General features: G+C 69.4%; 11 protein-coding genes. 3 read left to right on the top strand and 8 right to left on the bottom strand.

All coding sequences use genetic code 11. From position 1 onward, the window contains the following. Positions 1-139: 139 nt before the first annotated feature. On the bottom strand, positions 140-1,702 hold the full coding sequence (locus ACFYWS_RS32570; protein WP_389282420.1) for an MDR family MFS transporter: 1,563 nt from the start codon (positions 1,700-1,702) through the stop codon (positions 140-142). A 131-nt stretch (positions 1,703-1,833) separates the two neighbouring features. Between ACFYWS_RS32570 and ACFYWS_RS32565 the strand changes: the two genes are divergently transcribed. Further along, positions 1,834-2,415 (top strand): TetR/AcrR family transcriptional regulator, encoded by a 582-nt coding sequence (locus ACFYWS_RS32565; protein ID WP_389282418.1) that lies wholly within the window; start codon positions 1,834-1,836, stop codon positions 2,413-2,415. A gap of 22 nt (positions 2,416-2,437) precedes the next feature. Here the strand turns inward: ACFYWS_RS32565 and ACFYWS_RS32560 are convergent, their stop codons facing one another. Next, the gene (locus tag ACFYWS_RS32560; protein ID WP_389282417.1) at positions 2,438-3,145 is read right to left on the bottom strand and encodes a M23 family metallopeptidase; all 708 of its coding nucleotides are present in this window, start codon (positions 3,143-3,145) and stop codon (positions 2,438-2,440) included. A gap of 392 nt (positions 3,146-3,537) precedes the next feature. Here ACFYWS_RS32560 and ACFYWS_RS32555 point away from each other — a divergent pair, with 392 nt between their 5' ends. Then, a complete protein-coding gene (locus tag ACFYWS_RS32555; RefSeq protein ID WP_389282415.1) occupies positions 3,538-6,585 on the top strand; it encodes an NACHT domain-containing protein in 3,048 nt (1,015 codons plus the stop codon). Between the two features lie 83 nt (positions 6,586-6,668). On the opposite strand, the gene ACFYWS_RS32550 is transcribed toward ACFYWS_RS32555, so the two are convergent. Then, positions 6,669-9,197 (bottom strand): ATP-dependent Clp protease ATP-binding subunit, encoded by a 2,529-nt coding sequence (locus ACFYWS_RS32550; protein WP_389282414.1) that lies wholly within the window; start codon positions 9,195-9,197, stop codon positions 6,669-6,671. A gap of 430 nt (positions 9,198-9,627) precedes the next feature. Here ACFYWS_RS32550 and ACFYWS_RS32545 point away from each other — a divergent pair, with 430 nt between their 5' ends. Beyond that, complete coding sequence (locus ACFYWS_RS32545) at positions 9,628-10,275, top strand: SCO3374 family protein (RefSeq protein WP_389282459.1); 648 nt, start codon at positions 9,628-9,630, stop codon at positions 10,273-10,275. Here the strand turns inward: ACFYWS_RS32545 and ACFYWS_RS32540 are convergent. The 5 genes from ACFYWS_RS32540 to ACFYWS_RS32520 all read right to left on the bottom strand — a co-directional run bounded on the left by ACFYWS_RS32540 (position 10,254) and on the right by ACFYWS_RS32520 (position 12,756). After that, positions 10,254-10,592, bottom strand: coding sequence for an Lsr2 family protein (locus ACFYWS_RS32540; protein ID WP_389282413.1), 339 nt, complete (start codon positions 10,590-10,592; stop codon positions 10,254-10,256). The two genes, ACFYWS_RS32545 and ACFYWS_RS32540, sit on opposite strands and share 22 nt — an antisense overlap. Positions 10,593-10,841: 249 nt before the next feature. Then, on the bottom strand, positions 10,842-11,402 hold the full coding sequence (locus tag ACFYWS_RS32535; protein WP_351343040.1) for an amino-acid N-acetyltransferase: 561 nt from the start codon (positions 11,400-11,402) through the stop codon (positions 10,842-10,844). Between the two features lie 9 nt (positions 11,403-11,411). Further along, the gene (locus tag ACFYWS_RS32530; RefSeq protein ID WP_266711308.1) at positions 11,412-11,828 is read right to left on the bottom strand and encodes a BlaI/MecI/CopY family transcriptional regulator; all 417 of its coding nucleotides are present in this window, start codon (positions 11,826-11,828) and stop codon (positions 11,412-11,414) included. A gap of 126 nt (positions 11,829-11,954) precedes the next feature. After that, complete coding sequence (locus tag ACFYWS_RS32525; protein WP_389282411.1) at positions 11,955-12,143, bottom strand: hypothetical protein; 189 nt, start codon at positions 12,141-12,143, stop codon at positions 11,955-11,957. 13 nt (positions 12,144-12,156) lie between these two features. Next, positions 12,157-12,756, bottom strand: a complete 600-nt coding sequence (locus ACFYWS_RS32520; protein ID WP_389282410.1) for a hypothetical protein — start codon at positions 12,754-12,756, stop codon at positions 12,157-12,159. Between the last annotated feature and the right edge of the window lie 69 nt (positions 12,757-12,825).

Genomic DNA, 12,825 nt, shown 5'->3' with positions numbered 1-12,825 from the left:
CGGCGCCGGGGGCGCGGGGGGGGGCGGGCGGGGGGGGGGGGGGCGGGCCCGCCCCCCCCCCCCCCCGGCGGCGGGGGACGGTGCCGGTGGTCGCGGTCTCGGGGCTCTGCCCCGAACCCCGCGCCTCAATCTCCCCCAGCTACCGCTGGGAGGTGCCCCCTGCGGGGCTTGACGGCTCCGACCCCCGCAGCACGACCTCCTTGACGAAGACCGCCGCGAGCAGCGCGCCGAGCGCCACCACGGAGCCCAGCAAAAACGCTGAGTGCGTGCCGGAGGAGACCGCGAACTGGTAGGCGTCCCGCGCCTGCTCCGGCAGCTTCGCCAGGCTCGCCGCGTCCAGCTGCGCCGACTGCTCGGTGATCTTCCCGCCGAGCGCCCCGGCCCGCTCCGCCATGACGTCCTGCACCCGGTTGTTGAACAGCGCGCCCATGATGGCGACGCCGAACGAGGACCCGAGCGTACGGAACAGGGTCGTCGACGAGGACGCGACGCCCATGTCCTTCATCTCGACGCTGTTCTGCGCGACCAGCATCGTGATCTGCATCAGGCAGCCCATCCCGGCACCGAGCACGGCCATATAGATCCCGGACGTGAACCGCGACGTCCCGGTGTCCATCTGCGAGAGCAGGAACAGCCCGGCGATCATCAGGACGCTGCCCGCCACCGGGAACACCTTGTACTTGCCGGTGTTGGTGGTGACCCGGCCCGCGATCAGCGAGACGACCATCATCGCGAGCAGCATCGGAAGCAGCAGCAGGCCGGAGTTGGTCGCGGACGCGCCCTGCACGGACTGCTGGTACAGCGGCAGGAAGAGCACCGCGCCGAACATCACGAAGCCGGTGACGAAGCCGATCACGGACATCAGCGTGAAGTTGCGGTTGCGGAAGATGTGCAGCGGCACGATCGGCTCGGCGGCCTTGGTCTGCCAGAACACGAACCCGACGAGCGCGGCGACGCCGATCCCGATCAGCTCCATGATCACGGCGGAGTTCCAGGCGTACTCGCTCCCGCCCCACGTGGTCACGAGGACGATCGAGGTGATGCCGACGGTGAGCAGCGCGGCACCGAAGTAATCGATGGAGTGCGCGGCCCGCTTCTTCGGCAGATGCAGCACGGCGGTGATCGCCACGAGGGCGAGGATGCCGAGCGGCACGTTGATGTAGAACGCCCAGCGCCAGCCGAGGTGGTCGGTGAGAGTGCCGCCGACGAGCGGCCCGCCGATCATGGCGAGCGCCATCACGCCGGCCATCATGCCCTGGTACTTGCCCCGCTCACGGGGTGGGATCAGATCGCCGATGATGGCCATGACCCCGACCATCAGCCCGCCCGCGCCGAGCCCCTGCACGGCCCTGAACCCGATCAGCTGCCCCATGTCCTGGGCCATTCCGCTGAGCACGGAGCCGAGCAGGAAGATCACGATGGAGGTCAGGAAGGCGCCCTTCCTGCCGTACATGTCGCCGATCTTCCCCCAGATCGGCGTGGACGCGGCGGTCGCGAGCGTGTACGCGGTGACGACCCACGACAAGTGCTCAAGACCGCCCAGCTCTCCGACGATGGTGGGCATCGCGGTGCCCACGATCATGTTGTCGAGCATGGCGAGCAACATGGCGAGCATCAGCGCGAGCAGCACGACCCGCACGCTGCGCGGTTGTTTCACCGGCTCCTGATCCGCTGCCGCGGGCTGCACCGCCGCCTGTGTCATGGTCCCCACTCCCCCTGCGTCACCCGGGACTTACTTGTCGCCCGGCTAGTTACCTACAATGGGGAAAGTAGAGCGCCAGCTAGCCGGGCGTCAAGTAAGTTTTTTCCCAAGGGCACGAGAGGCAGCAGCCGATGGTCACGGGCAGCAGTAAGCCGAAGCAGCGCCGCGGGGACACCCGCCAGCGCATTCAGGACGTGACCTTGGAGCTCATCGCCGAGCAGGGATACGAGAAGACGTCACTGCGGGAGATCTCCGAACGCCTCGGTGTGACGAAGGCCGCACTCTATTACCACTTCAAGACCAAGGAAGACATCGTCGTCAGTCTGTTCACGGACCTGATGAGGCCGATCGACGACGTGATCGCGTGGGCCGCCGAGCAGCCGTCGACGCTGGAGGCCAAGCTGGAGATCCTCGGCCACTACTCGAAGGCGCTGGCCGACGCGGCCCCGCTCTTCCGCTTCATGCAGGAGAACCAGGCGACGATGCGCGAGCTGAGCATCGGCGAGAACTTCAAGGAGCGGATGACCTCCCTGCTCGATCATCTGCTCCCCGAGGACGTCACGCTGACCGACCGGGTCCGCTGCTTCAGCGCGCTGTTCTCGATGCACGCCGGAATGTTCGTCCTCAAAGACGTCGAAGGCGACCCCGAGGAGAAGCGCAAGGCCATCCTCGAGGTCGCCTCCGACCTGGTCACGCGGGCCCATCACGGCTGACGGGCCACCGGCGCGGGCGTCGTCAGACGCGCACGCCCTCCTTCTTCAGGAAGTTGACGGGGTTGACCGCCGAGCCGTAGTCCGCCGTCGTACGGATCTCGAAGTGCAGGTGCGGGCCGCTGGAGTTGCCGGTGTTGCCGGACTTCGCGATGTGGTCGCCCGTGGTGACCGTGTCGCCGACCTTCACGTCGATCCGCGACAGGTGCGCGTACTGCGAGTACGTGCCGTTGCTGTGCTTGATGACGATGGCATTGCCGTACGCGGGGCCGTCACCGGCGCCGTTGCCACCGGCCTTGACGACGGTGCCGCCGTGCACGGCCATCACGTCGGTGCCGACCGACACCGCGAAGTCCTGGCCGGAGTGGTGGCCGCTGGCCCACATGGCGCCGCCCTGCGAGTAGCCGGCGGAGAGCTTGTAGTCCTTGACCGGGTCGATCCAGGACTTGGCCTTCTTCTCCTCGGCCGCCTTCTTCTTGGCCTCGGCGGCCTTCTCCTTCGCCTCGGCCTCCTTCTTCGCCTTCGCGGCGTTGTCGGCGGCCTTGGCCTGGGCGGCGGCCTGGGCCTCGACGGAGGAGGCGGAGATGCCGGGGAGGGCGGTGGCTGCCGCGGAGTCGGCGACCGCGGCCCCGGTCCCGAGCAGCGCCGACATTCCGAACCCGGCGGCCACGACGGCAGCCCGCTTGCGGAGCATCGACGTACCGGGGCGGTGGGACTGGGTGCGCTTCGACATATGGGCAGACCTCTCAAAAAGGGACATGAAGGGGCCCGGCGCACTGCCTCGTGCTGCCGGGCCGGCCATCCCTTGGTAACCCGACCCCCCATCACCACCCAAAACACCCATCTACGACATCACGTCGTAGACCCGCCCCGAAAACAGCCCGCACCGTCCGACGGTCCGACCCGCGCCAAAGATGCCCGATTTATGCGCTCATCCTTGGTTTAACCGCACTTCATCGCCGTACGCCCGGCCTGTTGCCGAAACCCATCGACCGTGTAACAGCGCGGCAGACCCACCCCCGGGCCACTATTTCCGTTAGTACGTGATGCACGTCCTATGCGGCATGTCACCGACCGGCAAGATCCAACGCCTCCCGGATGTGACCGGGGCTACGCTCCCGAACCATGGATCCCGCTGCCCTCGGCACCCGTCTGGCATCGAGCCTGATCGCCCCGGCGCTCAAGAAGCTCCTCGTCCAGGAGGGCCCCGGCGCGGGCCTGACGGACAAACCGGTCCGCCTGTCGGGGCCGATCTCCTTCCGCGGCGAGAAGCGCGCCTTGGACGACGCCGCCGCCGAGCGGCTCGCCCGCGCCCTCGTCACCGCCGCCGCGGACACCCCGGGCGAGGTGCCGTTCCCGGCCGACGAGGCGGAACCCCTCGCCCTCGCCCTGGCCGCCACGCTGTCCGCCCTCGGCGGCCTCACCATGGACGACGTACAGGCGGCCCGCCTCGACCCGCACACGCTGGCCCGTACGCTGCGCCGCGCCGCCCCCGCCTCGCACGGCCTGTCCGCCGACGCGGGGCACTTCCTGGACGCGGCCGTCGACGAGGCCTGCCGACAGGTGCTGCAGTTCTTCACCCAGCGGTCCACCTTTGTCCCCCGCACCCTGGTCGAGCAGCGCCGGGACGAGGCCGAACTCCTCGCCAAGGCGGACGAGCTCATCGCCCGCACCCCGCGCGCCGACGCGGCCGACACCGCCTTCGAGGAGCGCTACGCCCGGCACATCGCCGACCGCCACCGGCATCTGACCATCTACGGCATCGACCTGCGCGAGGCCCCCGAGCGCTGGCCCCTGGACGTGGCGTATCTGAGCCTGGAGGCGACGGCCGCGCGGCGGACCGGCACCTTCGACGCGGACTCCGGGACGCCCGGCACGCCCGCCCGTATCCGCGCCGAGGAGGCGTTCGGTGACGGCGCCTCCCGGGTGCTGCTGCGCGGCGAGGCGGGCTCCGGGAAGACGACGCTGATCCAGTGGCTGGCGACGAGGGCCGCCGCGGACGGCGACCGCGTCCCGTTCGTGCTGCCGCTGCGCACGCTGGCGGCCGGTCCGCTGCCCGCCCCCGAGGCCTTCCTGACCGCGGTCTCCTGCCCGCTGGGCGCGCCCGCCGGGTGGGCCGAGCGGGTCCTCGCCGCCTCCCGCGCCCTGGTCCTCGTGGACGGCCTCGACGAGATCCCCACGGCCGAGCGGAACCGGGTGCGCGACTGGCTGCTCGCCCTCGCCGAGGCGCACCCCGGCAACCACTGGCTGCTCACCTCGCGACCCACCGCCGTACGCCCCGAATGGCTCGCCGACAGCGGCTTTCGCGAGGTTCTGCTGCCGCCGATGCGCGCCGCCGACGTCGCCACGTTCGTGCACCGCTGGCACACGGCCGCCGACGCCCTCCCGTACGAGACCGCGCTCCTCGACTCACTGCGCACCAAGCGCGACCTGGCCCGCCTCGCCACCAACCCGCTGATGTGCGGCCTGATCTGCGCGCTGCACCGCGAACGCCGCGGCTATCTGCCCACAGGGCGCAAGGAGTTGTACGACGCCGCCCTGTCGATGCTGCTGCACCGGCGCGACCGGGAGCGCGGCATGGCTGTGCCCGAGCTGAGCGAGGAGGCCCAGATCGACCTCCTCCAGCACCTCGCCTACTCCCTCGTCCTCAGCGGCCGCACCGAGATGAGCCGCGAGGCCGCCATCGGCGCGCTGGAGCGCCGGCTGCCCGCCGTGGCCGCGGCGGCGGCGCACGGCGGCGCGGCAACCGTCCTGCGCACTCTGCTGCTACGGAGCGGCCTGCTGCGCGAACCCGCCGCCGACACGGTCGACTTCGGCCACCGCACCTTCCAGGACTACCTCGCCGCCCGCTACGCCGTGGAGGAGGGCCACGCGCTCCCCTTCGTGCAGCGCCTCGCCGAAGACCCGCAGGGCGAGGACGCGATCCGGATGGCCGTCGCCCACGCCCGTCCCGGCGAACGCGCCCAACTGCTGCGTGAGTTGCTCGCACGCGACCACCCGCGCCTCACGCTCCTGGCACTGGCCTGCCTGGAGCATGCGACGGCCCTCGACCCGACGGTGCGCGCCGAGGTGGAGCACCGGGCCGGGGCCCTGATTCCGCCGCGCACCACGCAGGACGCGAAAACGCTGGCCGAGGCGGGTCCCCTGGTCCTGGAGCTGCTGCCGCACCCGGACGGCCTCGACGACGACGCGGCCCACGGTGTCGCGGTGACCGCGTCGCTCCTTGGCGGCCTGGAACCGGCGGGCGCGCTGGGCGTCCTGCGCCGGCTGCGCGGGCACCCGTCGCTTGAAGTACGGCGCCAACTCGCCGGTACCTGGAGCCGGTTCCCCACCGAGGAGTACGCGACGGAGGTCTTGGACCACCTGGTGCGCAGCGGCCTGCTCATCACCTGCGAGACCGAGGAGCAGCGCGCCGCCCTGGCCGGGATGCGGCCCTGGAAGCGGCTGGAGTTCCGCGGCCCGCACGCGCTGCGCGACGTGGTCGGCGCGATCCCGGATCCGGGCGCTGTGCGGCTCGTCTACTTCCAGGACAACCCGCTGGCCGGGGATCTCGGCGCCCTGACCGTGTTCCCGGCGCTGTCCGGGCTGTGGGTCGCGGGCTGCCCCGCTGCCCGCGGGCTCGGCTCGCTCGCCGGTCTGCCGCTGGTCGACGTCACATACGGGCACAGTGACTTCACGGGCCTGTCCGCCCTGAACTCGCTGCGCCGGCTGTCCCTCAACGGGGAACTCGCGGTCGACTCGCTCGCCGAGGCACTGCCGACCGGGGCCCCGTTGGACTTCCTGTTCCTGGGCGGCGACGCCACCCGCGACACCGGCCTGCGAGGTCTCGACGCCTGGCCCACGCTGACCACCCTGAGCCTCGGCCGCCTCACCACCCCACCGGCCCTCCAGGACTGGCGCCACGTCGCCGCGCTCCCCGCACTGACGCACCTCTACCTGAACGCGGCCTTCTTCACCGACCAGCCCGAATCCGTCGAGGCCCTGCCCGAACTCCCCGGCATCGAGGTGCTCCGCCTCGCGGCCCTGCACGGCGACGAGGACCTGTCGGCGCTGCCGCCGCGCCTCCCCTTCGTACGCGAGGTCGTCGTCCAGACCGCCCCCGGCGTGACCTTCCCGCCCGACCACCACGCCCGCCTGTTCCCCACCGCCCGGATCACAGTCGAACAGCGCTGAGCGGCACACGGAAAACGGGTGGGCCCGAACCGCTCCGTCAGGAACAGCTCGGGCCCACCCGTATCAGGCTCGCCCCGGAGGGGTTACGCCTCCTTGCTCAGGTTCGGGCCGCCACCGGCAGCCGCGTCCTCGATCGGCGGGGCGTCGGGCAGTGCCGCCTTCTCCTCGCCGCGGAAGGTGAAGGTCTTGTTCTCGCCCTCGCCCTCCGTGTCCACGACCACGATGTGGCCCGGGCGCAGCTCGCCGAAGAGGATCTTCTCCGACAGGCTGTCCTCGACCTCGCGCTGGATCGTGCGCCGCAGCGGACGCGCGCCGAGCACGGGGTCGTAGCCCTTCTTCGAGAGCAGCTCCTTGGCGGACTGCGAGAGCTCGATGCCCATGTCGCGGTCCTTGAGGCGCTCGTCCACCTTCGTGATCATCAGGTCGACGATCTCGAGGATGTCGTCCTGGCTGAGCTGCGGGAAGACGACGACGTCGTCGACACGGTTGAGGAACTCGGGGCGGAAGTGCTGCTTGAGCTCGTCCGACACCTTGTTCTTCATGCGCTCGTAGTTGGACTTCGAGTCGCCCATGGCGGCGAAGCCCAGGTTGAAGCCCTTCGAGATGTCACGGGTTCCAAGGTTGGTCGTCATGATGATGACCGTGTTCTTGAAGTCCACGACGCGGCCCTGGGAGTCGGTCAGACGACCGTCCTCCAGGATCTGCAGAAGGCTGTTGAAGATGTCCGGGTGAGCCTTCTCGACCTCGTCGAAAAGAACCACCGAGAACGGCTTGCGCCGCACCTTCTCGGTCAGCTGACCGCCCTCTTCGTAGCCCACGTATCCGGGCGGGGAACCGAAGAGACGCGACACCGTGTGCTTCTCGCTGAACTCCGACATGTCGAGGGAGATCAGCGCCTCCTCGTCACCGAAGAGGAACTCGGCGAGGGCCTTGGAAAGCTCCGTCTTACCGACACCGGACGGGCCCGCGAAGATGAACGAACCACCGGGACGCTTCGGGTCCTTCAGACCGGCCCGCGTACGGCGGATCGCCCGCGAGAGCGCCTTGACGGCGTCCTTCTGGCCGATGACCCGCTTGTGGAGCTCGTCCTCCATGCGCAGCAGACGCGAGGACTCCTCCTCGGTCAGCTTGAAGACCGGAATGCCGGTGGCGGTCGCGAGGACCTCGGCGATCAGATCGCCGTCGACCTCGGCGACGACGTCCATGTCGCCGGCCTTCCATTCCTTCTCGCGCTTGGCCTTCGCGGCGAGCAGCTGCTTCTCCTTGTCGCGGAGAGAGGCCGCCTTCTCGAAGTCCTGGGAGTCGATGGCCGACTCCTTGTCGCGACGCACGCCCGCGATCTTCTCGTCGAACTCGCGGAGGTCCGGCGGCGCGGTCATCCGGCGGATGCGCATCCGGGAACCGGCCTCGTCGATCAGGTCGATCGCCTTGTCCGGCAGGAAGCGGTCCGAGATGTACCGGTCGGCCAGGGTCGCGGCCTGGACGAGGGCCTCGTCCGTGATGGAGACCCGGTGGTGGGCCTCGTACCGGTCACGCAGGCCCTTGAGGATCTCGATCGTGTGCGGCAGCGACGGCTCCGCGACCTGGATCGGCTGGAAGCGGCGCTCGAGGGCCGCGTCCTTCTCCAGGTGCTTGCGGTACTCGTCGAGCGTCGTCGCACCGATGGTCTGCAGCTCACCGCGGGCCAGCATCGGCTTCAGGATGGAAGCCGCGTCGATGGCGCCCTCTGCGGCACCCGCACCGACCAGCGTGTGCAGCTCGTCGATGAACAGGATGATGTCGCCGCGGGTGCGGATCTCCTTGAGCACCTTCTTGAGGCGCTCCTCGAAGTCACCGCGGTAGCGGGAGCCCGCGACCAGCGCGCCGAGGTCAAGCGTGTACAGGTGCTTGTCCTTCAGCGTCTCCGGCACCTCGCCCTTGACGATCGCCTGGGCGAGGCCCTCGACGACCGCCGTCTTGCCGACGCCGGGCTCACCGATCAGGACCGGGTTGTTCTTGGTCCGGCGCGACAGGACCTGCATGACGCGCTCGATCTCCTTCTCGCGCCCGATGACCGGGTCGAGCTTGGACTCACGAGCGGCCTGCGTCAGGTTGCGGCCGAACTGGTCGAGCACCAGGGACGTGGAGGGCGTGCCCTCCGCAGGACCGCCACTGGCGCCGGCGGTCTCCTTGCCCTGGTAACCGGAGAGCAGCTGGATGACCTGCTGCCGCACCCGGTTGAGGTCTGCGCCCAGCTTGACCAGGACCTGGGCGGCGACGCCCTCGCCCTCACGGATCAGGCCGAGCAGGATGTGCTCCGTGCCGATGTAGTTGTGGCCCAGCTGAAGGGCCTCGCGGAGCGACAGCTCCAGGACCTTCTTGGCACGGGGGGTGAAGGGGATGTGGCCGGACGGAGCCTGCTGGCCCTGCCCGATGATCTCCTCCACCTGCTGGCGGACCGCCTCGAGCGAAATCCCGAGGCTCTCCAGGGCCTTAGCGGCGACACCCTCGCCCTCGTGGATCAAGCCCAGGAGGATGTGCTCGGTGCCGATGTAATTGTGGTTGAGCATCCGGGCTTCTTCCTGAGCCAGGACGACAACCCGCCGCGCGCGGTCGGTGAACCTCTCGAACATCGTTAATCGCTCCTCAGAGCGGTCAGGCAGTTAGGGGTCGGTCCCCTCCCTGTCCTTCCGCAGCTTAGTCCCGCAAGCGGGGACCGCTCATTCCATCTGCCGACACCCGTTCATGGTCTCCTGCCCCGAACGCCGACAACTGCTCCAACCCGATGGTGCGAGACGATGTTCCCGCAGGCCAGGCAGATACCCCCACCATCAGTACGCCGATGGCGAACGCAGGCTGCCCGTCCCGCACGTGTCGCCCCTCCCACTAGGGATGTCTTACCCGCACGGACTGACACTCCATGCGGCGCGCCCCGGTTCCCTCCGCTACGGGCGAACATCTTTGCGCCGCCCAGCGCTCCCGTACGCCCCTTTTGCAGACACGGTACGCATGCACTCGGAGACGTTGCGTAACTCGGGAGCGTCGGTGGCTGTTGCTCCTGGCATGGTCACCACCTCCGGCACGACCGTTCCCGCTCCCCGACCCCCGCTGACCGACACCGGACGCGATCCGGTCCGGCGGTGGTACGACGACGAGCTCGGCTGGGCGACCGCGGCAGGGCCCGACGGCGCACTGCTGCACACCGGGCTGCGCTTCGACGTCCTGGAGGTGCCGGCCGACGCCGGCTTCGCGATGCTGCGCAGACTCGATCCCCGGTCACCGGTGGCCGTGTGCGGGGAAACGATGCGTCTCCTTGTCGCCGCGGGCAGCGCGGACGAGTTGCCGGGGCTGCTCGACTGGCTGGAGTGGGGGGCGCTGCCCCTGGACCTCGTCGCCGTCGGAGCGGGCGGTCTCATCGACGCGCCGACGCCTCCGGGGTGGTCCGGCTCGCAGGAGGCCGCTGTCTGGGTGCGGCCCCCCGAGCCCGGCTGCGAGGTGGAACCGGTGCTACCGGCCCTGACGAGCCTGACGGCCGTCTCGACCTGGTCGGTCGTGGGGGGCGGTGGGGGCGCCCCCGATCTCGTACGCCTCGTGGACACGGCGGCGACGCACTGCCACCGGGCCCGCCTGCGTCGCGGCGCGGCTGCGCCGGCGACCACGTCAACAAAGCGACCAATGCGGCCGTCCCGTCAGCCGTTGGCCTTCTCGTAGGCCTCACGGATCGACTGGGGAACACGGCCGCGGTCGTTGACCTCGTAACCGTTCTCCTTCGCCCACGCGCGGATCTGCGCGGTGTCCTGGTTGCCACCGCCGCCGGACGTGGCGCGCGCCTTGCCCCGGCCGCTGGAGCGGCCACCGGTGCGACGACCGCCCTTGAGGTACGGCTCAAGGGCGCCACGGAGCTTGTCCGCATTGGCGGTGGTGAGGTCGATCTCGTACGTCTTACCGTCGAGCGCGAACGTCACCGTCTCGTCCGCCTCGCCACCGTCGAGGTCATCGACAAGAAGGACCTGAACCTTCTGTGCCACCGGATTTCCTTTCATCGAAATCTGAAGGCCGGCCCCGCGACCACGGCCGCCGATTCGCCGTCCCCTTGTTATATGCAGTACTGCAGTACGTCGGAAAGCAAACCGCTTTTGCCCGAAAAACACAAACCCCTGGCTGAGATCGGCAAGAGATCCCGGAGTTGAACACTGCCCGCGCGGACCAAAAACATGCGCGATTCGGACATAGGGAACCGTTGCAAGCACGCATGCCGGAATAGCGCCCGGCGGCGATCACAGATGCAGAAGCATCCGGCTGTTGCCCAAGGTGTTCGGTTTCACTCGTTCGAGACCGAGGAACTCTGCTACGCCCTCGTCATAGGAACGCAGCAGCTCACTGTAGACATCGGTGTCGACCGTATCGACGGGTGTCTCACCGATCTCCACGAAGGCGTGCTTGGCGAAGAACTCGACTTCGAAGGTGAGGCAGAAAACCCGCCGAACACCGATCCAGCGCGCGGTCTGCAACAGCTTCTCGAGCAGCAGATGCCCCACGCCCGAACCCTTGACCTGCGGATCCACCGCGAGGGTGCGGACTTCCGCGAGGTCTTCCCACATGATGTGCAGTGCGCCGCAGCCGACGACAGCGGCGTTGTCGTCGCGTTCCGCGACCCAGAACTCCTGGATGTCCTCGTAAAGCGTCACGGTGGCTTTGTCGAGCAGGATCCCCTGTCGGCTGTACGCGTCGAGCAGGCGGCGCACCTCCGGCACATCGGCCGTCCTCGCCCTGCGTACGGTGACTGCTTTACGGGTCGATTCGACGGTTGACCCGACTTCTGGGAGCTCTGCTGGCATGTCCGGACGCTATCGCCCGGCTCCGTCGCCCGCTTCCTCGGGGGCCGAGGGGACTTCAGCCGGCAGTTCGGGCGAGACGATCCGCATGGCATCCCTGAGTGCCTCGCGCTGCCCCTGCGACATCATCCCGAAGAAGGCGACGAGGGCGGCGGCCGGGTTGTCGCTCTGCGCCCAGGCCTCGTTCATCAGCGCCGCCGAGTACGCGGCCCGTGTGGAGACCGCCTCATATCGATAGGCCCGGCCTTCCGCTTCGCGGCGCACCCAGCCCTTCTGATGGAGATTGTCCAATACGGTCATGACGGTCGTGTAGGCGATGGACCGTTCCTGTTGGAGGTCCTCCAGGACTTCCCTCACGGTGACCGGGCGGTTCCACTTCCACACCCGCGTCATCACTGCGTCTTCGAGTTCTCCCAAGGGGCGCGGCACGAGAAGCACAATAGTGGGAGAAGTCGGTAATTCAACGTGGGACGTGGCGATGATCGCCGAGCAATGACAAAAGGGGCGCCCGATGGGCGCCCCTCACTGCGGTTTCCGTACCGGTCGCGACCGCGCTCAGGCGGTCGCGTCCTGCTGCGCGCCGCCGCTCTGCCGGGCGGACTCGGCGCGCGCGATGGCGGCGTCGACGGCCGCGTCCTCCTTGGCCTTCTTGTCGCCGCCCTGCGACTTCACGATGGTCACGATCAGACCGATGAAGAGCGCAGCCATCACGACCGGGGGCACGAGCGCGGAGACGTAGTCCATGCCCCCAGAGTAGCTACCCCACGGCCAGCCGCCGCGTCGGGGCCGGAGGTTGGGCGGGGCGGCGCTTCGGCGGGAAGACCTCGGCAGGGGTGGGGACCGGGCGTTGCGGCGCCTGGGGGGCCGGATTGGCGGGCTTGCCGCCGTCCGCCGCCGAGAGGCCGCCCGGCAGGGCGAGCAGGTGGGTGCGGGAGGCCGGGACGAGGGGCCGGTGCCGCGCGTCGAACTTGTCGCGTACGCCCTGTTCCGCCAGGTCACGGCAGTGGGCGAGGAGGGCCGCCGCTCCGGGGTTCCCGGGGAGCGCGCGCAGCGCCGCGAGGTCGTCGGCGCCTGGCCTGTGGCCCGCCGCCAGAGCCTCCTTGAGGAGGCTCAGATAGCCGGGAGCGGAGCCGGGCAGGGCGGTCCGGTAGCGGTCGAGGTCGGAGCGGAGGAAGGCCCGCATACGGAGGCCTTCCCTGGTCACTTCGTCGACCGACTCCGCGAGTCGCAGACAGGCCCGGACCTCTTCGTCCGAGACGGGGCTGGGATGGAGGGCTAGGGCGAGGGCGCGTCGGAGCACACGCAGCTCTTCTGCACCGAACGCCATGCCGCCGCGGTTTCCGTAGGGCGTGGGCATGAAATGACGGTACGGCCTATTACGGACAAATCGGCTTAACCGGCAATTTCCGGGCGCGCCTTATCGGGT

Origin of the sequence: Streptomyces sp. NPDC002795 (genome assembly GCF_042888725.1) — a bacterium.
Lineage (GTDB): Bacteria > Actinomycetota > Actinomycetes > Streptomycetales > Streptomycetaceae > Streptomyces.
The sequence above is the reverse complement of the archived record's forward strand: the minus strand, read 5'-3'. Positions and strand labels throughout refer to the sequence as shown.

Bases quoted from the DNA above. Each gene is read 5' to 3' on its own strand.
- ACFYWS_RS32570 (WP_389282420.1), bottom strand. From the start codon at position 1,702: ATGACACAGGCGGCGGTGCAGCCCGCGGCAGCGGATCAGGAGCCGGTG.
- ACFYWS_RS32565 (WP_389282418.1), top strand. From the start codon at position 1,834: ATGGTCACGGGCAGCAGTAAGCCGAAGCAGCGCCGCGGGGACACCCGC.
- ACFYWS_RS32560 (WP_389282417.1), bottom strand. From the start codon at position 3,145: ATGTCGAAGCGCACCCAGTCCCACCGCCCCGGTACGTCGATGCTCCGC.
- ACFYWS_RS32555 (WP_389282415.1), top strand. From the start codon at position 3,538: ATGGATCCCGCTGCCCTCGGCACCCGTCTGGCATCGAGCCTGATCGCC.
- ACFYWS_RS32550 (WP_389282414.1), bottom strand. From the start codon at position 9,197: ATGTTCGAGAGGTTCACCGACCGCGCGCGGCGGGTTGTCGTCCTGGCT.
- ACFYWS_RS32545 (WP_389282459.1), top strand. From the start codon at position 9,628: ATGGTCACCACCTCCGGCACGACCGTTCCCGCTCCCCGACCCCCGCTG.
- ACFYWS_RS32535 (WP_351343040.1), bottom strand. From the start codon at position 11,402: ATGCCAGCAGAGCTCCCAGAAGTCGGGTCAACCGTCGAATCGACCCGT.
- ACFYWS_RS32525 (WP_389282411.1), bottom strand. From the start codon at position 12,143: ATGGACTACGTCTCCGCGCTCGTGCCCCCGGTCGTGATGGCTGCGCTC.
- ACFYWS_RS32520 (WP_389282410.1), bottom strand. From the start codon at position 12,756: ATGCCCACGCCCTACGGAAACCGCGGCGGCATGGCGTTCGGTGCAGAA.